We start from the raw sequence: 18548 nt of genomic DNA, 5'->3' as shown, positions 1-18548 counted from the left end.
GCTACCCTGAGATAGCCGTCTTCCATGTTTGGTTCCAACGACGACAAAAAAGCGCCGGCTGCGGCTGGCGAGAAGAAAGGCCTGTTCAGCTGGTTCCGCAAGAAGCCGGAACAACCTGTCGCCGAACAGCCGCAAACCCCAGAACCGCAGGCCGCAGAGCCGGCCGCACTGCAGGTGCCTGCTGCCGAGCCGCTGCCGACGGCAGTGCCCGAGCCCGTAGTGGTCGAGCCTGTGCCGGAGCCGGTGGTTGCCGCTCCTCAGGCTGTGCCTGAGCCAGTGGTTATCACACCGCAGCCAGCGTCGGTGCCCGAGCCAGTAGTCGCCGCGCCGCAGCCAGAACCGGTGGTCGTCACGCCGCAATATGTGCCTGCCGCTGCCCCCGTGGTTGTTCAGCCTGAGCCTGTGGTTGCCGCACCCGTAGAGCCAGCACCGGCCGAAGTGCCTGCGGCCCCGGTCAGCAACCTGGTACTGCCTGTCGCCGAAGAACCGGTGGCACTGGTTGAGGACCTGGAGCCCAAGGCGCCGCCTGCCATTCCCGCTCGCCCGCTCGTCGAGCCGGCTGCCACTGTCGTAGCGGCCCCGGCGCCGGTTGTCGAAGCCCAACCGGTCATCGCGCCGGCCCCGGTCGAGCCCGAGCCCATTGCCGTGGCTGCCGCCGAACCGTCCAAGCCCGGTTTCTTCGCCCGTCTCAAGCAGGGCCTGTCGAAGACCAGCGCCAGCATTGGCGAGGGCATGGCCAGCCTGTTCATGGGCAAGAAGGTCATCGATGACGACCTGCTCGACGAAATCGAAACCCGCCTGCTGACCGCCGACGTCGGCGTCGAGGCCACCTCGGCCATCGTCCAGAACCTCACCCAGAAAGTCGCCCGCAAGCAGCTGGCCGATGCCGACGCGCTGTACAAGTCGCTGCAGGAAGAGCTGGCCGCGCTGCTGCGCCCGGTCGAGCAGCCGCTGAAGGTCGAGGCGCAGAACAAGCCCTACGTGATCCTGGTGGTCGGCGTGAACGGCGCCGGCAAGACCACCACCATCGGCAAACTGGCGAAAAAGCTGCAGCTCGAAGGCAAGAAGGTCATGCTCGCCGCCGGCGACACCTTCCGTGCCGCCGCCGTGGAGCAGCTGCAGGTGTGGGGCGAGCGCAACCAGATCCCGGTGATCGCCCAGCACACCGGCGCCGACTCGGCTTCGGTGATCTTCGACGCCGTGCAGGCCGCCAAGGCGCGCAACGTCGATGTGCTGATCGCCGACACTGCCGGGCGCCTGCACACCAAGGACAACCTGATGGAAGAGCTGAAGAAGGTCCGTCGGGTGATTGGCAAGCTCGACGCCGAGGCGCCCCACGAGGTGCTGCTGGTGCTCGACGCCGGTACCGGGCAGAACGCCATCAGCCAGGCCAAGTACTTCAACCAGAGCGTGGAACTGACCGGCCTGGCCCTGACCAAGCTGGACGGCACCGCCAAGGGTGGGGTGATCTTCGCCCTGGCCAAGCAGTTCAACATTCCGATCCGCTTCATTGGTGTGGGCGAGGGTATCGATGACCTGCGCACCTTCGAGGCTGAACCTTTCGTCAAGGCACTGTTTGCCGAGCGGGAACCTGCATGATCCGATTCGAACAGGTCGCCAAACGCTACCCCAACGGCCACGTCGGCCTGCATGAGCTGAGCTTCCGGGCGCGGCGTGGCGAGTTCCTGTTCGTCACCGGCCACTCCGGCGCCGGCAAGAGCACCTTGTTGCGCCTGTTGTTGGCCATGGAACGCCCGACCAGCGGCAAGCTGCTGCTGGCGGGGCAGGACCTTGGGCAGATCAGCAACGCGCAGATCCCGTTCCTGCGCCGGCAGATCGGCGTGGTGTTCCAGAACCACCAGTTGCTGTTCGACCGCACCGTTTTCAACAACATCGCCTTGCCGCTGCAGATCCTCGGGCTGTCCAAGGCCGAGATCGCCAAGCGCGTCGACTCGGCGCTGGAGCGCGTGTCGTTGAGCGACAAGGGCGAGCTGTTCCCGGCCGACCTGTCCACCGGCCAGCAACAGCGCGTCGGTATCGCCCGGGCGATCGTCCACCAGCCGGCACTGCTGCTGGCGGACGAGCCCACCGGTAACCTCGACCCGCGCCTAGCCGCCGAGATCATGGGCGTGTTCGAAGACATCAACCGCCTGGGCACCACCGTATTGATCGCCAGCCACGACCTGGCGCTGATCGCGCGCATGCGCCACCGCATGCTGACGCTGCAACGCGGCCGCTTGATCGGCGATGGGGAGGCCGGGCAATGAGCACCACACGTACACCAAAGGTTTCCGAGCGGGTCGCACCCAAGCCCGCCGATCCACAACCTGCGAAGAAAAAGCGCGGTGACCACGACGACGATGGCCCGGACTTCAGCACCTTGCTGCACGCCTGGCTGGAAAGCCACCGTGCCAGCCTGGCCGACAGCCTGCGCCGCCTGGCCAAGCAGCCGATCGGCAGTTTCTTCACCTGCCTGGTGATGGCTGTGGCGCTGAGCATGCCCATGGGCCTGTCGCTGCTGCTCAAGAACGTCGAGAAGCTCGGCGGTTCGTGGCAGCGCGCGGCGCAGATTTCGCTGTATCTCAAGCTCGACGCCAGCAGCCGTGATGGCGAAGCATTGCGTGACGAGATCAAGGGCATGCCGGGCGTTGCCGAGGCCCAGTACGTCAGCCGTGAGCAGGCGCTGGAAGAGTTCCAGCAGCAGTCGGGCCTGGGCGAGGCCCTGCGCGAGCTGCCGGACAACCCGCTGCCCGGCGTGGTGGTAGTGACCCCGAGCGAAGTCGACAAACCGGCCCTGGAAGCTCTGCGTCAACGCCTGGCAGAGCTGCCACGGGTGGAAGCGGCACAGCTGGACCTGGTCTGGGTCGAGCGCCTGGCGGCGATCCTCAAGCTGGGTGATCGTTTTGTCTTCGGCCTCGCGGTGATGCTTATTTCCGCGTTGCTGTTAGTAATCGGTAACACAATTCGTCTACATATCGAGAACCGCCGCGTCGAGATCGAAGTGATCAAGCTGGTGGGTGGCACCGACAGCTACGTGCGTCGGCCTTTCCTCTACATGGGGGCGCTGTATGGCCTGGGTGCCGGGGTGCTGGCCTGGGGGATCCTGGCGTTCGGCCTGAACTGGCTCAACGACGCGGTCGTCGGGCTTTCCGGCCTGTACGGCAGCGATTTCGCCCTGGGCGGAGTGCCGGCCGCCGATGGTCTTTCCCTCTTGATCGGCGCGGTGCTGTTGGGGTATATCGGTGCATGGATCGCGGTGGCTCGGCATCTGAACGAGCTGGCACCACGATAATGTTTCATCGCCAGCATTGACTTTTTTTCATCCAGGAACTTGTCTCGCGGTTCCGGGTCTATGCTGGCAGTGCCCACAAGGCACGAGTCTGTAAGTCGGAGGTACTTGAATGACCACATCGTTGCAACCTGCCTATGCCCTGGTACCCGGTGCAAACCTGGAAGCCTACGTGCACACGGTCAACAGCATCCCGCTGCTGACGGTCGAGCAGGAGCGTGATCTGGGCGAGCGTCTCTATTACGAACAGGATGTCGAGGCCGCCCGGCTAATGGTGATGGCCCACCTGCGTTTCGTCGTCCATATCGCCCGTAGCTATGCTGGCTATGGTCTGGCCCAGGCCGACCTGATCCAGGAAGGCAACGTCGGCCTGATGAAGGCGGTAAAACGCTTCAACCCGGAAATGGGCGTACGTCTGGTGTCCTTCGCGGTGCACTGGATCAAGGCCGAGATCCACGAGTTCATCCTGCGCAACTGGCGCATCGTCAAGGTGGCTACCACCAAGGCCCAGCGCAAGCTGTTCTTCAACCTGCGCAGCCAGAAAAAACGCCTGGCCTGGCTGAACAATGACGAAGTGCATCGCGTGGCTGAAAGCCTTGGCGTAGAGCCCCGCGAAGTGCGTGAAATGGAAAGCCGCCTGAGCGGCCAGGACATGGCCTTCGACCCGGCAGCCGAAGCCGATGACGACAGCGCCTTCCAGTCGCCCGCGCATTACCTGGAAGACCACCGCTACGACCCGGCTGTGCAGCTGGAGGACGCTGACTGGAGCGACAATTCCACCAGCAACCTGCATGAAGCCCTGCAGGGCCTGGACGATCGCAGCCGCGACATTCTCTACCAGCGCTGGCTGGCGGAAGAGAAGGCCACGCTGCATGAGCTGGCAGACAAGTACAGCGTTTCGGCCGAGCGTATTCGCCAGCTGGAGAAGAACGCAATGAACAAGGTCAAGGCACTGATCGCCATCTGATCGGCGCCCTGGCTGAATAAAAAAACCGCTGCTCTCGCAAGAGGCAGCGGTTTTTTGTTGAGATGGATCGCAGGGCCCTGTGGGAGCGGCTTTAGCCGCGAACACCAGCGAAGCTGGTGCCGCCCACCGCGTTGCCTTTTTCGCGGCTGAAGCCGCTCCCACAGGTTACTTGATGCCCTTGCGGGCGCAGCTTAGAGCCTGCGCGACGCATCCAGCTGCATCAGGTAGCTCGGCCCACCCAACTGGCTCATCTGCCGGCGAATCCACCCCGCGCGGCTGGCTACATAGGTACTTGGCCGGCTGGCGCTCCATTTGATCGGGCTCGGCAACACGGCAGCGAGCAGTGCGGCCTGTTGTCGCGTCAGGCGGCTGGCATCCACGCCAAAGTGATAGCGTGCCGCCGCCTGGGCGCCGAACACGCCCTTGCCCCACTCGGCGCTGTTCAGATACACCTCGAGAATCCGCTCCTTCGACCAGAACAGCTCGATCAGTGCGGTGAACCAGGCCTCCAGGCCCTTGCGCAGCCAACTGCGCCCGGACCACAGGAACATGTTCTTGGCCACCTGCTGGGTCAGGGTGCTGGCGCCACGGACCTTGCCGCCCCGTTCGTTGTAGGCCAGCGCCGCCTGGATGGCCGGGATGTCGAAGCCCCAGTGGTTGGCGAACTTCTGGTCTTCACCGGCGATGACCGCCACCTTGAGCTCATCCGAGATCTCTTCCCAGGGGGTCCAGTCGCGCTGCAGGTTGATCGGCTCGCCACTGAACCATGACTCCACCTTGCGCTCGACCATCAGCGCCGTACCGGGCGGCGGTACCCAGCGCAGTACCAGCACCACGGCAATGCTTGCGACAGCGAACCAGAGCAGGCCGCGGGTGAAGTGGCGCAGGAAGGATGACAGCATGGTGATGGCTTGGCCGGACCGTTGGAACGGGCCATTATACAGACCCCTTTCGAGGAGTCGTCCCATGCTTCGCAGCTTCCTGATGCTCGCCGCCTTCTTCGGGTTCACCGGTGTCGCGCTCGGCGCCTTTGCCGCCCATGGCCTGAAGAGCCGCCTCAGTGCCGATTACCTGGCAGTCTTTCACACCGGTGTCACCTACCAGTTGGTGCATGCCCTGGCGATCCTCGCCGTGGCCGTGCTCTCGGTGCACCTGCCCGGGCGGCTGGTAGGCTGGGCCGGCGGTTTGTTCGCGCTGGGTATCGTGCTGTTTTCCGGCAGCCTCTACGTGCTCACGCTGACGGGCCTGGGCAAGCTCGGCATGATCACCCCGCTGGGTGGCCTGTGCTTCCTCGCCGGCTGGTTGTGCCTGGGCCTGGCCGCCTGGCGCCTGGGCTGACCGAGTGGTCCACAATCGCGACTAATGGCGCGCCCCACCCTTGGGTTGCAAGGCTGATCAGGGCTAGAATGCCTGCCCCAACGAACAATGGTGGCCGTGCGCATGCGCATTCAACTGAACGGTGAACCTTACGAACTGCCCGCGAGCGAGAGCGTCGCGGCCCTGCTCGGCCGGCTCGAGCTGGCTGGCCGCCGGGTGGCGGTGGAACTGAACCTGGACATCGTGCCGCGCAGTCAGCACGAGAGCACGCTGCTGAGCGAGGGCGACCAGGTTGAAGTGGTCCACGCCATCGGCGGTGGTTGAGCAAGCCCGGCGATTCACCCGTAAGCCCCGTAACCTTTCCTGAGGAACATCGATGAGCAACGTTCGCAGCGACAAGCCCTTCATCCTGGCCGGGCGCACCTTCCAGTCGCGCCTGCTGGTCGGTACCGGCAAGTACCGTGACATGGAAGAAACCCGCCTGGCCACCGAGGCCTCGGGTGCCGAAATCGTCACCGTCGCCGTGCGCCGCACCAACCTGGGCCAGAATGCGGGCGAGCCGAACCTGCTCGACGTGCTGTCGCCGGACAAGTACACCATCCTGCCGAACACCGCAGGCTGCTTCGATGCGGTGGAAGCCGTGCGCACCTGCCGCCTGGCCCGTGAGCTGCTCGATGGTCGCAAGGGCCATGAGTCCCGCACGCTGGTCAAGCTGGAAGTGCTGGCTGACCAGAAAACCCTGTTCCCCAACGTCATCGAAACCCTCAAGGCCGCCGAAGTGCTGGTCAAGGAAGATTTCGACGTGATGGTCTACACCAGCGACGACCCGATCATCGCCCGCCAGCTGGCCGAAGCCGGCTGCATCGCGGTGATGCCCCTGGCCGGCCTGATCGGTACGGGCCTTGGCATCTGCAACCCGTACAACCTGCAGATCATCCTCGAGGAATCCAAGGTGCCGGTGCTGGTCGATGCCGGCGTGGGTACCGCCTCCGACGCCACCATCGCCATGGAGATGGGCTGCGAGGCGGTACTGATGAACTCGGCCATCGCCCACGCCCAACAGCCGGTGCTGATGGCCGAAGCCATGAAGCACGGCATCCTGGCCGGGCGCATGGCCTACCTGGCCGGCCGCATGCCCAAGAAACTCTACGCCAGCGCCTCTTCGCCGCTGGATGGTCTGATCAAGTAAGAGCCCCAGATGACTGAATCGCAAGAAACGCCGATCACCGCCGACGGCGAAGATCGTCCGCACCGTCGCATCAAGAGCTTCGTGATGCGCGCCGGGCGCATGACCGAAGGCCAGCAACGTGGCCTGGAGCAGGGCGGCCCGCTGTTCGTCCTGCCGCTGGCCGACAGCCCGGTGGACTACGACCAGGTGTTCGGCCGTTCGGCGCCGCGCACCCTGGAGATCGGCTTTGGCATGGGCCATTCGCTGCTGGAGATGGCCGCCGCCTCGCCCGAGCTGGACTTCATCGGTGTCGAAGTGCACCGCCCGGGTGTCGGCGCTTTGCTGAACGGCGTGCTCACCCAAGGCCTGAAGAACCTGCGGGTGTACGACTGCGACGCCATCGAAGTGCTCAACCGCTGCGTGGCCGACAACAGCCTCGACCGGCTGATGCTGTTCTTCCCCGACCCGTGGCACAAGGCACGTCACCACAAGCGCCGTATCGTCCAGCTGGAGTTCGCCGAGCTGGTGCGTCGCAAGTTGAAACCCGGTGGCGTGTTCCACATGGCGACCGACTGGGAGCCCTATGCCGAATACATGCTGGAAGTGATGAGCGCAGCACCGGGCTATCGCAACCAGGCGGCTGATGGCGCCTACGTGCCACGCCCCGAAGAGCGCCCGATCACCAAGTTCGAGCGTCGTGGCGAGCGCCTTGGGCACGGCGTGTGGGACCTGAAGTTCGAAAAACTGGCTTGACCCTCTCCCTGCCAGAGGCGCCGGTGCGCCTCTGGCCCCTCATCACATCGCGTAAAGGATTGCGCCTTGAAGCCTCGGGTTCTGTTACCGCTGATAGGCCTGGTCGTTGCCGTCTGCCTTGTGCTCGCCGCGTTACTGCGTGAACCTCTTTCGCCCTCTGAGCAACACCTCGAGCGTGCCGTGGCCTTGGTACAACAGGCCAACGTGAATTTGCAGGCGCTTGCCGAAATCGAGGCCGGCGGCGAAGCCATCAGTACTGAACAGTTGATGCCGATGAGCGAATTGATGGATGAAGCGCGCGCGCACATCGAGCTGGCAGCGCAGGCGGGCAACACCTTGGCGCTGTTCTGGCAGTCCAACATGCAAACCTCTGCGGACCGGCGCGACATGGCACGCAGGCAGGCCTCCTGTGCGCGTTTGCATCAGGCTGTAGAGCAAGGGTTTCTGGCGGCAGCGGTCGCCTATTACTACCGTTGCGCGCCAACCTCCGACAGCTTCGACTTCATGGGCGCAGAGCAAGTCGCCTTGCTTGAGGTGTTGAAAGCGGCGTTGCAACGGGATGATCCGTTCCAATCGCTCTATCCGCAGCTTTTGCGTGAGGTGCATTGTTTCAGGCCGGCTACCGACATCGCTTCGGCCCTGCCCTCGGTGTCACTTACAGTGGGCGAGATGCTGGAGAAGTCCAGACAAGTGTTTTCATACGACCAGTTCAAAGCCGAGGCGCTTTATTTGTTGGCCACTCATCCCGCCATCTGGCAGCAGACACCAATGACCGAGCGGCTGGCGATGTTGCGCGAGGCTGAGTCTTTGGGGTGCGGGCGTGCATCTGGCTGGAGGCAAAGGCTGGAAGCTCGCTCCGGCTCTTGATCCTGTTCAAGGCCACGAGCGGCGGCCTTTTAGTCAGCCCCTTCGACCAGCGCCGCAAGGGCGCAAATAGCAAATGTTATGACCTGCTGGCAGGGTCGAAATGTGAGCCTCCTGTTCCTGGGCATTACGCTCGGACAAATCAGGAGACCTTTCATGATCGCTACACGCCTGTTGCGCGTTGCATTGACCTTCACCACTGCCGCTGCCTGCTTTAGCGTCACTGTCCAGGCATCTTCCCCTGCCACGGAGCATAGCCTCGATCGCTCCGCCATCGCCCGGTACGAGCGGACCTTGAGTACAGCATCGTTACTCTACGGGCCGGCAGTAACCCAGCAGAGTACGGCTTTTCTGATCGACAACGGTAACGATGCCGCGCCGGCGCTCCTCGTGGGCAGTGGTCATGCGGTATTTGAACGGCCCCAGATTGCCGGCGGACAGCTTGCGGGGCTGGGGCGCGTCACTTTCGAGAGCGTCGCCGGGGTGGCATTCGATGTCGTGCATACTCGCTATGCCTCGCGACGCGGCCTGGATTTTGCCGTGTTCGAGTTGCAGCAGACCCAGGGGGCACTCAAGGCACTCGGTATCGTGCCCATGGTGCTGGCCGGACGCCAAGCCACCGAGGGCGAGACGATAACCGTGGGCGCCAGGGTGAGCGGGGTCACTTCGGGTAGCGCCAGATGGCCGACGCAGGAACTGGTGCGGATCGACTTGAAGACCGGGCGGGGCTTTCTGCAGCGGCATCTGTTGTTGATGGAGGACGCCTGGTTGCAGCCCGGCGACTCTGGCAGCCCTGTCGTAGAACAGGCAGCGGGTGCGGTTCTCGCTGTTGCTCACAGCAGCAACCCTCTGGGGAGCGAAGCGTCGGACTTGAGTTTCTTGCCAGCCTGCCTGAACAACGGGGCGTTCGACGTCAATGCTGCCGGTTGCGGCTTGAGCAACCAGTTCGATGTTGCGTTGGACGAGGAGGACGAACGCATGATCTACAAGGTCGGCAGCAGCGCCAGGGTGATCAGCCAGGTTTTATACGCGACCACGACGTTGTACCAGGCCAAGCTCGCCCAATGGCCGGACCAATGCGAGCAGGGTGAAGGCTATGGCCCGGTGCAACAATCAGGAAGTCCAATCAATGTCCCTATCGAGGGCTTCACCCTGGCGCCCGAGAATCCGACAGTGCTGGCGTTATGTGTCTGGGGGCGCGAAGCAGCCGGGCCGGAGCCGGCGAACCGCAATGCCCTGGCGTTGCCTGTGGTGGTGCACCCTGCAGGCCCGGCCAGCCAACCCGAGTTGGAAATCGACCCGCCATACAAGGATAGGAAGGGCCGCAATGCCTATCTTGTGTCTGTCGAGCCTGAGCAGATCCTGCTCCGGCGGGTCGAGCTCAAGAGTGGCCCCTGGGATACCACTGACTGTGCCGATGAGTCGGGTTACCAGGCATTGGCTGGCACACGAAAGGAGGCGGTGACGGAAGATACCCGGCTATGCGCGGTCGGCGTCGATTACGCGGGGCAACGTTCGCAACCGCTGGAAACTAAATTGTTGCCGTGACGCAAATCTGCAACGAATCAAAACCGCCCTGCCAAAGGCGGTTTTGATTTGGCGTCACCCGCGCCGGTCAGCCACCACGCCAATCAACACCAGCACCACCAGCAACACCGGTGCCAGCGCATAGTTGTTGAACTGCCCCAGCCCCTTGACGATCCACGGCGTGGCATAGATCAGCGCCGCGCCGCTGCCGATCATCACCAGCAGCGCCATGAACGGCACGCGCAGGGCGCCGGCCAGGCCGCCCAGGCGCCCCTCGACCCAGCCCTTGATATCGGTGCCGAACAGCACCAGCAGGCAGCCCACCAGGGCCAGCGAGATCTCCGACAGGTTGCTGCGGCTCCAGCGGGAGACGGTCGAGAGCAGGTCAAGTACCAGGTCCATGGGTCATCCTTAATTCAAGAAGTACTGCAGCAGGTCATTGAGGAACAGCTGGCCGCGCGGCGTGGCCGCCAGTCGATCCGCTTCGACCTGCAAAAGGCCCTTTTGTTCGGCGGCGCGGCGGGCTTGCGCGAGTTGCGCCAGGGGCAGCCCCGTGCGTTGCGTGAACAGCTCGGCTTCCACCCCCTGGGTCAGGCGCAGCGCGTTCATCAGGAACTCGAAGGGTAGCTCATCGACCGGCAGCAACTTCTCGCCTGCCTTGAAGGGCTTGGCCGGGTTCAGGTAGTCCTTGGGCAGGCGGGTCTTCCAGGTGCGCAGGATGCGCCCATCGGGGAACGACAGCTTGCCGTGGGCACCGGCACCGATGCCGATGAAGTCGCCAAAGCGCCAGTAATTGAGGTTGTGCCGTGCGGCGCGCCCTTGCTGGGCGTAGGCCGACACTTCGTATTGCTGGTAGCCGTGCTCGGCCATCAGCGCCTGGCCGGCTTCCTGGATATCCCAGAGGATATCGTCCTCGGGCAGCTCGGGCGGCTGGTTCCAGAACACGGTGTTGGGCTCGACCGTCAGCTGATACCAGGACAGGTGCGTCGGCGCCAGTTCGATGGCCTGGCGCAGGTCGCCAAGCGCGTCGTCCAGCGACTGGTCCGGCAGGCCGTGCATCAGGTCCATGTTGAAGTTGTCGAAGCCGGCCGCGCGAGCCATGTCGGCGGCGCGCACCGCTTCAGCGCCGTTGTGGATGCGCCCGAGCTTCTCAAGCTTGGCTGGCTGGAAGCTCTGTACGCCGATGGACAGCCGGTTGATGCCGGTCTGCCGATAGGCCTTGAACTTTTCCTGTTCGAACGTGCCCGGGTTGGCTTCGAGGGTGATCTCGATGTCGGCGGCAAACGGGATGCGCTGCTCGACACCCCGCAACAGGCGGCCAAGCGCAGCCGCGCTGAACAGGCTGGGGGTGCCGCCGCCGAAGAAGATGGTGCTGATAGGCCGGCCGTGAACGGCATGCATCTCCTGGTCGAGGTCGGCCAGCAGGGCATCGATATATTCGTCTTCGGGCAATGTGGGCCCGGCCTGGTGCGAGTTGAAGTCGCAATAAGGGCATTTGCGCACGCACCAGGGGATGTGGATGTACAGCGACAGCGGCGGAAGTTCGGGGAGGATCAGGCCCGCCGGCTGTACCAACAGCTTTTCGCTCATGCCAGGCCCAGACGCTGACGCAGCAAGGCCATGGCGCGGGCGCGGTGGCTGAGCTGGTTCTTGTCAACGGGCGCCAGGTCGGCACTGGAGCACTTGCGCTCCGGGACCCAGAACAGCGGGTCGTAGCCGAAACCATGCTCACCGCTGGCCTCGAACAGGATGCTGCCATGCCACAGGCCTTCGCAGAGAATAGGCAGCGGGTCGTCGGCATGGCGCACCAGCGCCAGTACGCAGACGAACTGCGCGCCACGCTGTTCCTTGGGCACATCCTTCAGCGCTTCAAGCAGCTTGGCGTTGTTGGCCGCGTCGCCCTTGCCATCGGCGTAGCGTGCCGAATAGATGCCCGGCGCGCCGCCGAGGAAGTCCACCGCCAGGCCCGAGTCGTCGGCCAGGGCCGGCAGGCCGGAAATACGTGCGGCGTTGCGCGCCTTGAGGATGGCGTTCTCGACGAACGACAGGCCGGTTTCTTCCGGCTCTACCTGGCTGAATTCACCGATCGAACGCAGATGCACGGAGTCGCCGAGCATGGCCTGCAGTTCCTTGAGCTTGCCGGCGTTATGGCTGGCCAATACGAGTTGCTGGAAATTCATCATTCGCCTGGGAACACTTCCTGGTTGAAGCTGAGTTGATTGCTGACGCCACCGGTTTCGACATTCAGGTCGAAGGTCAGGGTTTCAGCCTGGTCGATCTTGAACTGGGCGATGTAGTACACCGCGCCCTGGTCGGTGATCTGCTTGAACGACAGCGGGCTGCTGCGCCCGGTCAGGTCCTTGACCGTGCCGCTGACCACCGAGGTGGCCGGCTTGCCACTCTTGAGCACGGCGATATTGAGCACGCCCTGGTTCTTGCTGCGGGTTAGGCCGGTGGCGGCGGCGATGTCCGGCTGCAGCATGCTCGAGGTGAAGGCGCTGTAGTGGACCGTCACGTCGCCGAACACTTCCTTGCGCTCGGGCTTGGCGGCATCGGCAGCCAGTACCGGCAGGGCCAGGCACAGGCTGATCAGAAACAGTGCTAGTCGACGCATGATCCCATTCCTCCGTTCGCGAGCGTCAGACTGCGAGCTGGTGCTCCTGCAGGCCCGGGCTGCTGACGCGATAAATACCGATTTCACCTAGAAGATTAGGCCAAAGCCGGCCGCCCAACCCATTACGGTGCAAGTGGTCGACCGCCAGGCGGTCGAGTACCTTGGCGTGGCGTTCGCGGCACAGGTTCTCGAAGTCTTCGAACGTGCAGAAGTGAATGTTCGGCGTGTTGTACCAGGTGTACGGCATGAAGTCCGACACCGGCATGCGGCCTTTGGTCGCCAGGTACCAGCGGCAGCGCCAGTGGCCGAAGTTGGGGAAGGTGATGATGCACTGGCGGCCCACCCGCAGCATTTCATCGAGAATCCGGTCGGGGTACTCCACGGCCTGCAGGGCCTGGGTCATGACCACCACGTCGAAGCTGTTGCTGGCGAAGTTGCCCAGGCCCTTGTCCAGGTCCTGCTCGATCACGTTGACGCCCTTGGCCACGCATTCGGCGATGTTGTCGGCGTCGATCTCCAGGCCGTAGCCGGTGACGTTCTTGCGCTCGCGCAGCGAGGCCAGCAGCTCGCCGTTGCCGCAGCCCAGGTCGAGTACCCGGCTGCCGGCGGGGATCCAGTCTTGGATGATTTCCAGGTCGGCTCTCATGGGGTCCTCACAGGGCGATGCGGTTCATGTAGTTGGCGAAACCCTGCATGTAGCGAGGCGTGGGGATCAGGAAGGCGTCGTGGCCGTAGGGCGAGTCGATATCCAGGTAGCAGACGTTCTTGCGTGCGGCCATCAGGGCATCGACGATCTCTCGCGAACGGGCCGGGGAGAAGCGCCAGTCGGTGGTGAACGACATGATGCAGAAGTCAGCCGTGACATGCGCCAGGGTCGCCGCCAGGTCGCCGTCGTGGGCCGCCGCCGGGTCGTAGTAGTCCAGCGCCTTGGTCATCAGCAGGTAGGTGTTGGCGTCGAAACGCCCGGAGAACTCCTCGCCCTGGTAGCGCAGGTAGCTCTCGACCTGGAATTCGACGCTGTGGAAGTCGTAGTTGAGCTTGTCGCTCTTGAGCTCGCGGCCGAATTTTTCGCCCATCGAGTCGTCGGACAGGTAGGTGATATGGCCGACCATCCGCGCCAGCATCAGGCCGCGCTTGGGGATCACGCCCTGGTCCTGGAACGAACCGCCGTGGAATTCGGGGTCGGTGAGGATGGCCTGGCGCGCCACTTCGTTGAAGGCGATGTTCTGCGCCGACAGCTTGGGTGCCGAAGCGATGTCCACGCAATGGCGTACCCGGTCCGGGTAGGTGATGGTCCACTGCAGCGCCTGCATGCCGCCGAGGCTGCCGCCGACGATGGCGGCCCAGGTGTGGATGCCGAGGCGATCGGCCAGGCGCGCCTGGCTGTGCACCCAGTCTTCCACCGTCAGCACCGGGAAATCGGCGCCGTAGGGCTTGCCGGTGGCTGGGTTGAGGCTGCTGGGGCCGGTGCTGCCGTTGCAGCCGCCGAGGTTGTTCAGGCTGACCACGAAGAAGCGGTTGGTGTCGATCGGCTTGCCGGGGCCGATGCAGCTGTCCCACCAGCCCGGCTTGCGGTCGGTGGCGGCGTGGTAGCCGGCGGCATGGTGGTGGCCGGACAACGCGTGGCAGATGAGCACGGCGTTGCTGGCGTTGCTGTTGAGCTCGCCATAGGTTTCGTAGATGAGTTCGTACGAGGCCAGGGAGCGGCCACAGGCCAGGGCCAACGGTTCATCGAACCGGGCGATCTGCGGTGTTACCAGACCGACGGAATCTTCGGGAAAGACAGTGGACATCGACCCTGCTCACGCTTGACGGAGGCGTAAGTCTAAAGAGCGCTACCCCCAGCGGCAAGCAATGGCTTGCCGCTGGAGACATCGTGGGTCAGATCATCCGCCACAGCTCTTGTGGCATGCCGGCGTAGGCCGCCAGCTGGGGCATGAGGAACGACTGGATCACCTGGATGGCGATGAAGGCGAAGATCGGCGAGATGTCCATGCCGCCCAGGTTCGGCACCAGGCGACGGAACGGCGCCAGCACCGGCTCGCTGATCTGGTAGGCCAGCTCGGCAGCAGGGTTGTGGCTGTTGGGCGCGACCCACGAGACGATCACCATGACGATCATCGCCACCCAGAAAATCTTCAGGAACAGCGAAGTGATGCCGATGATCGCCCACATCAGCAGGTGCAGGACATCGCCGAAGGTACCGTAGGTGACCATCAGCACGAATGCCATCAACAGCGCCTGGATCAGCACCGACAGCAGCAGCGACGAGGTATCCAGGCCGGCAATGCTCGGGATTACCCGGCGCAGCGGCTTGAGCAGCGGCTGGGTGGCGCGCACGGCGAACTGGCTGAGCGGGTTGTAGAAGTCGGCCTTGACCAGTTGCAGCACGAAGCGCAGCAGGACGATCGCCAGGTACAGGCTGACCAGGGTTTGCACCACGAAGATCGCGGCGCCGGACAGTGCATTCATTGAAAAAGGCTCCTTATTTGCCCAGTTGTTCGGCCAGTTCCGCGGAGCGCTTGGCCGCGGCTTCCAGTGCCTGCTCGACGATGGCCTCGAAGCCATTGGCCTGGAACGACTTGATCGCCGCTTCCGTGGTGCCGGCGGGCGAGGTGACCCGGCGGCGCAGCTCGGCGGCATCGACGTCGCTGGCCACGGCCATGCGTGCGGCGCCCAGGGCGGTTTGCAGGGTCAGTTGCGAAGCGGTTTCACGCGGTAGGCCGAGCTTTTCGCCAGCGGCGGTCATGGCTTCGATCAGCAGGAAGAAGTACGCCGGGCCGCTGCCGGAAACAGCAGTGACGGCATCCAGTTGCTGTTCCTGGTCCAGCCACAGTGCGGTGCCGACGGCGGACAGCAACTGTTCAGCCTGCTCGCGCTGTTCGGCCGACACTTGCTCGGTGGCGTACAGGCCACTGACGCCCTGGCGCAGCAGTGCCGGGGTGTTGGGCATGCAGCGCACCACCGGGATCGCGCCCAGCCAGGCCTGCAGGCTGGCACAGGTGATGCCGGCGGCGATGGAGACGATCAACTGGCCAGGCTTGAGGTTCGGCTTAAGGGTTTCGCAGACGGCTTTCATCACCTGCGGCTTGACCGCCAGGACGATCACATCCACACCGTCGATGGCCTGGGCGTTGTCGGCGAATGCTTCGATGCCGTGCTCGGCCTGGATGCGCGCGCGGGTGTCGGCACCCGGGTCACTGGCGCGGATCTGCGAGGCGTCCAGGCCCTGGGCGCGCAGGCCGCCGATCAGGCTGGCGGCCATGTTGCCGGCGCCGATAAAGGCAATACGAGTCTTGCTCATGTCAGGTCCTTGAGGGAAAGAGTGAGTTTAAGCATGGATTCAGGGCTGGCCGTAGTCGCGCGCACCGAACAGGGCGGTGCCGATACGGACCCAGGTCGCACCTTGGGCGATCGCGGCTTCAAGGTCATGGCTCATGCCCATCGACAGGGTGTCCAGGCCCAGGCCGAGCTGCGCTTGCAACTGGCGCAGGGTGGCGAAGGCGGCCTCTTGTTGGGCACGGTCTTCGGTCGGCTCCGGGATCGCCATCAGCCCGCGCAGGCGCAGGCCGGGGAGGGCGCTGACGGCCTGGGCCAGCGCCGGCAGGTCGGCGGGCGCGCAGCCGGACTTGCTGTCTTCACCGCTGACGTTCACCTGCAGGCAGATGTTCAGCGGCGGCAGATGGCCCGGGCGTTGCTCGGACAGGCGTTGGGCGATCTTCAGGCGGTCCACGGAATGTACCCAGTCGAAGTGCTCGGCGATGGCTTTGGTCTTGTTCGACTGAATGGGGCCGATGAAGTGCCAGATCAAGGGCAGGTCGGAAAGCGCCTGTTGTTTTGTCAGGGCTTCCTGAAGGTAGTTTTCGCCCACATCGCGCAGCCCGGCCGCAAAGGCCTCGCGCACGGCGCTGGCGGGCTTGGTCTTGCTGACCGCCAGCAACTGGACGCTGGCCGGGTCGCGTCCGGCGGCCCTGGCCGCGCTGTCGATACGGCTGGCAATGGCGGAAATGTTGTCTGCTAGGGTGGACATGGATCGTCGCCGGCGGCTGTGAGGTCTGCGGCATTCTACCTGCTTGATGGCCGTTGGGGAGTCTCATGGATGTGACCGACCTGCTGGCCCGGGCTGTGGCTGCGGGCGCCAGTGACCTGCACCTAGCCGCGGGCGAGCCACCGCTGTTGCGCCTGGATGGCGCGTTGCAACGCATGGCGCTGCCGGTGCTGACGTGCACGGCGCTGGAACAGGGAATGGCCGGCCTGCTCGATGAAGGGCAGCGGCGGCAATGGCTGTGCGGTGATGAACTGGACCTGGCGCTGAGCCTGCCCGGCGTGGGGCGCCTGCGCTTGAACCTGTTCCGTCAGCGCAATGGCTTGGGCGCAAGCGTGCGGCTGATTCCGGCGCGGGTCCCCAGCCTCGACGAACTTGACCTGAACGATGTGTATCAAGCCGTTGCGCAATGCTGGGATGGCCTGGTGCTGGTGGGTGGGCCGACGGGTAGCGGCAAGTCCAGCACCCTGGCGGCGCTGCTTGATCAGCTCAATCGTGAACGCGCGCTGCAGGTCATCACCCTTGAAGACCCCATCGAATTTATCCACAGCGGCCAGGGTTGCCTGGTCAATCAGCGGGAGATCGGTGTGCACAGCCGCGACTTCGCCCAGGGGCTGCGCAGTGCCTTGCGTCAGGACCCGGATGTGATCATGGTCGGCGAACTGCGCGATCTGGAGAGTATCCGCCTGGCGTTGCGCGCAGCGGAAACCGGGCATCTGGTGCTGGCAACGGTGCACACCCGCTCGGCGGTGAACAGCATCGACCGGCTGGTGGAGGTGTTCGCGGCCGAGGAGAAGCCGCTGGTGCGCATGATGCTTGCCGAGTCGCTGCGCCTGGTGGTGGCTCAGGTGCTGCTAAGGCGGAAGGGGGGCGGCAGGGTGGCTGCAAGGGAGGTGTTGGTGGCTACACCAGCGGTGCGCAACTTGATTCGCGAGGGGCGTATGGCGCAGGTGCAGTCGTTGATGCAGGCGGGGGCGGCCTTGGGGATGCGCACGATGGAGGGGGCGTTGCAGGCGCTCAAGCACAAAGGGCTGGTCGACTAGCGCTGTTGCCTGTTCGAGCGAAATCGCGGGGGTAGTGCATTCCCCAGGATTGCACAGTACCTGTGGGAGCGGGTTTACCCGCGAAGATGGCACCTTGGTGCCTGGCACGGGCTATGCCCGTGTTCGCGGGTGAACCCGCTCCCACAGGCAGAGTGCAACTGTTTGAATGGCGAGCAAGACAGTCACTCCCACGCCAGGTTTGCTGTTGGTCGTGGGAGCGGCGGCTTGCCGCGCGATTGTCGGCTTAGCGCTTGGCCAGGGCCAGCGCCTGCTGGTCCTTGGGCAAAACGCGCTTGGCCACGACGTAATGCTTCTGCCAGTAAGGCTTCTCCAGGCTGTCGATGCTCACCCGTTTGCCGGTGCGCGGCGCGTGGATGAAGCGGTCGTTACCCAGGTAGATGGCCACGTGATTGACCCGGCGGCTCTTGATGTTGAAGAAAATCAGGTCGCCCGGCTTGAGGTCACTCTTGGCCACCTTCACACCCTGGCCCTGGGCCATGGCGTTGGAGGTGCGCGGCAGGTCGACGTCAGCCACGTCGTTGAAGGCGTACTTGACCAGGCCGCTGCAGTCGAAACCCTTCTTCGGGCTGCTGCCGCCCCAGCGGTACGGCGTGCCGAGCACGTTCACGGCGCGGCTGAGCACTTCGCTGCTCTGCTTGGGCGACATGGCCACGGCCTGCAGCGCCTGGCGCTGGGTGGCGTTGTTCGGGCGGGCGGCGCTGAGGGTGGCCTTGCGGTACTGAACAGGGGCGCGTTTCACCGAGCTGTCGGCATTGCTCGTGTAACCGGTGAAACCGCTTGGAAGACGTTGCTCACGATTGGTGGCGTGGGCGGCCAGGGGTAATAAAAGGCAGAGGGTCAGCCATGTCTTGATGAAAGGCGGCATAGTTGATGCTCTTATAGGGTGTTGGCGCGCAACTTTATAACAGCTTTTTGATCAAATTCTGATCCGTTGGTCGAT

Annotated in this window: 22 protein-coding genes; 11 read left to right on the top strand and 11 right to left on the bottom strand. The window is 64.2% G+C overall.

All coding sequences use genetic code 11. The features are described 5' to 3' along the window. Window positions 1-24: 24 nt before the first annotated feature. The 4 genes from ftsY (at window position 25) to rpoH (ending at window position 4256) form a co-directional block, all read left to right on the top strand. Entirely contained in the window at window positions 25-1599 is a 1575-nt protein-coding gene (gene ftsY, locus LOY51_RS25555) for a signal recognition particle-docking protein FtsY (RefSeq protein WP_125860910.1), read from the top strand. Further along, window positions 1596-2267 carry a cell division ATP-binding protein FtsE gene (gene ftsE, locus LOY51_RS25550; RefSeq protein WP_011531723.1) on the top strand — a complete coding sequence of 224 codons (672 nt, stop codon included), beginning with the start codon at window positions 1596-1598 and terminating at the stop codon, window positions 2265-2267. Before ftsY ends, ftsE begins: the two co-directional genes overlap by 4 nt. Further along, on the top strand, window positions 2264-3292 hold the full coding sequence (ftsX, locus tag LOY51_RS25545) for a permease-like cell division protein FtsX (protein WP_125465933.1): 1029 nt from the start codon (window positions 2264-2266) through the stop codon (window positions 3290-3292). Before ftsE ends, ftsX begins: the two co-directional genes overlap by 4 nt. A 109-nt stretch (window positions 3293-3401) precedes the next feature. Continuing rightward, complete coding sequence (gene rpoH / locus LOY51_RS25540) at window positions 3402-4256, top strand: RNA polymerase sigma factor RpoH (RefSeq protein ID WP_125465932.1); 855 nt, start codon at window positions 3402-3404, stop codon at window positions 4254-4256. Window positions 4257-4447: 191 nt separating this feature from the next. Here rpoH and mtgA read toward each other — a convergent pair whose 3' ends face one another. Continuing rightward, complete coding sequence (gene mtgA, locus LOY51_RS25535; protein WP_258643604.1) at window positions 4448-5158, bottom strand: monofunctional biosynthetic peptidoglycan transglycosylase; 711 nt, start codon at window positions 5156-5158, stop codon at window positions 4448-4450. 64 nt (window positions 5159-5222) lie between these two features. On the opposite strand from mtgA, the gene LOY51_RS25530 reads away from it, so the two are divergent. The 6 genes from LOY51_RS25530 to LOY51_RS25505 all read left to right on the top strand — a co-directional run bounded on the left by LOY51_RS25530 (window position 5223) and on the right by LOY51_RS25505 (window position 9906). Continuing rightward, complete coding sequence (locus LOY51_RS25530) at window positions 5223-5594, top strand: DUF423 domain-containing protein (RefSeq protein ID WP_125465930.1); 372 nt, start codon at window positions 5223-5225, stop codon at window positions 5592-5594. Window positions 5595-5696: 102 nt separating this feature from the next. Further along, on the top strand, window positions 5697-5897 hold the full coding sequence (thiS, locus tag LOY51_RS25525) for a sulfur carrier protein ThiS (protein WP_110996034.1): 201 nt from the start codon (window positions 5697-5699) through the stop codon (window positions 5895-5897). 52 nt (window positions 5898-5949) lie between these two features. Continuing rightward, window positions 5950-6762 carry a thiazole synthase gene (locus tag LOY51_RS25520; RefSeq protein ID WP_110996015.1) on the top strand — a complete coding sequence of 271 codons (813 nt, stop codon included), beginning with the start codon at window positions 5950-5952 and terminating at the stop codon, window positions 6760-6762. A gap of 9 nt (window positions 6763-6771) precedes the next feature. Continuing rightward, complete coding sequence (gene trmB / locus LOY51_RS25515; protein WP_110996014.1) at window positions 6772-7494, top strand: tRNA (guanosine(46)-N7)-methyltransferase TrmB; 723 nt, start codon at window positions 6772-6774, stop codon at window positions 7492-7494. Between the two features lie 66 nt (window positions 7495-7560). Further along, window positions 7561-8361: a hypothetical protein gene (locus tag LOY51_RS25510; RefSeq protein ID WP_258643602.1), complete on the top strand. Its 801-nt coding sequence runs from the start codon at window positions 7561-7563 to the stop codon at window positions 8359-8361. A 153-nt stretch (window positions 8362-8514) separates the two neighbouring features. Then, on the top strand, window positions 8515-9906 hold the full coding sequence (locus tag LOY51_RS25505; RefSeq protein ID WP_258643600.1) for a S1 family serine peptidase: 1392 nt from the start codon (window positions 8515-8517) through the stop codon (window positions 9904-9906). 54 nt (window positions 9907-9960) lie between these two features. On the opposite strand, the gene LOY51_RS25500 is transcribed toward LOY51_RS25505, so the two are convergent. From LOY51_RS25500 to LOY51_RS25460, 9 genes are all read right to left on the bottom strand, one after another. Next, entirely contained in the window at window positions 9961-10287 is a 327-nt protein-coding gene (locus tag LOY51_RS25500) for a DUF3392 family protein (protein WP_011531731.1), read from the bottom strand. Between the two features lie 9 nt (window positions 10288-10296). Further along, window positions 10297-11475, bottom strand: coding sequence for a radical SAM family heme chaperone HemW (gene hemW / locus LOY51_RS25495; RefSeq protein WP_258643598.1), 1179 nt, complete (start codon window positions 11473-11475; stop codon window positions 10297-10299). Beyond that, window positions 11472-12068: an RdgB/HAM1 family non-canonical purine NTP pyrophosphatase gene (rdgB, locus tag LOY51_RS25490; RefSeq protein WP_110996011.1), complete on the bottom strand. Its 597-nt coding sequence runs from the start codon at window positions 12066-12068 to the stop codon at window positions 11472-11474. Before rdgB ends, hemW begins: the two co-directional genes overlap by 4 nt. Next, the gene (locus LOY51_RS25485) at window positions 12065-12499 is read right to left on the bottom strand and encodes a DUF4426 domain-containing protein (RefSeq protein WP_125465925.1); all 435 of its coding nucleotides are present in this window, start codon (window positions 12497-12499) and stop codon (window positions 12065-12067) included. Before LOY51_RS25485 ends, rdgB begins: the two co-directional genes overlap by 4 nt. Before the next feature lie 25 nt (window positions 12500-12524). After that, window positions 12525-13145, bottom strand: coding sequence for a methionine biosynthesis protein MetW (gene metW, locus LOY51_RS25480; RefSeq protein WP_125465924.1), 621 nt, complete (start codon window positions 13143-13145; stop codon window positions 12525-12527). Between the two features lie 7 nt (window positions 13146-13152). Beyond that, a complete protein-coding gene (metX, locus tag LOY51_RS25475) occupies window positions 13153-14292 on the bottom strand; it encodes a homoserine O-succinyltransferase MetX (protein WP_258643595.1) in 1140 nt (379 codons plus the stop codon). 88 nt (window positions 14293-14380) lie between these two features. Further along, window positions 14381-14971 carry a YggT family protein gene (locus LOY51_RS25470; RefSeq protein WP_110996007.1) on the bottom strand — a complete coding sequence of 197 codons (591 nt, stop codon included), beginning with the start codon at window positions 14969-14971 and terminating at the stop codon, window positions 14381-14383. 13 nt (window positions 14972-14984) lie between these two features. Further along, window positions 14985-15803, bottom strand: coding sequence for a pyrroline-5-carboxylate reductase (gene proC / locus LOY51_RS25465; RefSeq protein WP_258643592.1), 819 nt, complete (start codon window positions 15801-15803; stop codon window positions 14985-14987). Window positions 15804-15842: 39 nt separating this feature from the next. Continuing rightward, entirely contained in the window at window positions 15843-16529 is a 687-nt protein-coding gene (locus LOY51_RS25460) for a YggS family pyridoxal phosphate-dependent enzyme (protein WP_125860892.1), read from the bottom strand. A 65-nt stretch (window positions 16530-16594) separates the two neighbouring features. On the opposite strand from LOY51_RS25460, the gene LOY51_RS25455 reads away from it, so the two are divergent. Further along, window positions 16595-17587: a type IV pilus twitching motility protein PilT gene (locus LOY51_RS25455; RefSeq protein WP_125860890.1), complete on the top strand. Its 993-nt coding sequence runs from the start codon at window positions 16595-16597 to the stop codon at window positions 17585-17587. 244 nt (window positions 17588-17831) lie between these two features. On the opposite strand, the gene LOY51_RS25450 is transcribed toward LOY51_RS25455, so the two are convergent. After that, on the bottom strand, window positions 17832-18473 hold the full coding sequence (locus tag LOY51_RS25450; RefSeq protein WP_125465920.1) for a C40 family peptidase: 642 nt from the start codon (window positions 18471-18473) through the stop codon (window positions 17832-17834). Window positions 18474-18548: the final 75 nt, after the last annotated feature.

Origin of the sequence: Pseudomonas sichuanensis, from assembly GCF_024749065.1 — a bacterium.
Taxonomy (GTDB): domain Bacteria; phylum Pseudomonadota; class Gammaproteobacteria; order Pseudomonadales; family Pseudomonadaceae; genus Aquipseudomonas; species Aquipseudomonas sichuanensis.
The sequence above is the reverse complement of the archived record's forward strand: the minus strand, read 5'-3'. Positions and strand labels throughout refer to the sequence as shown.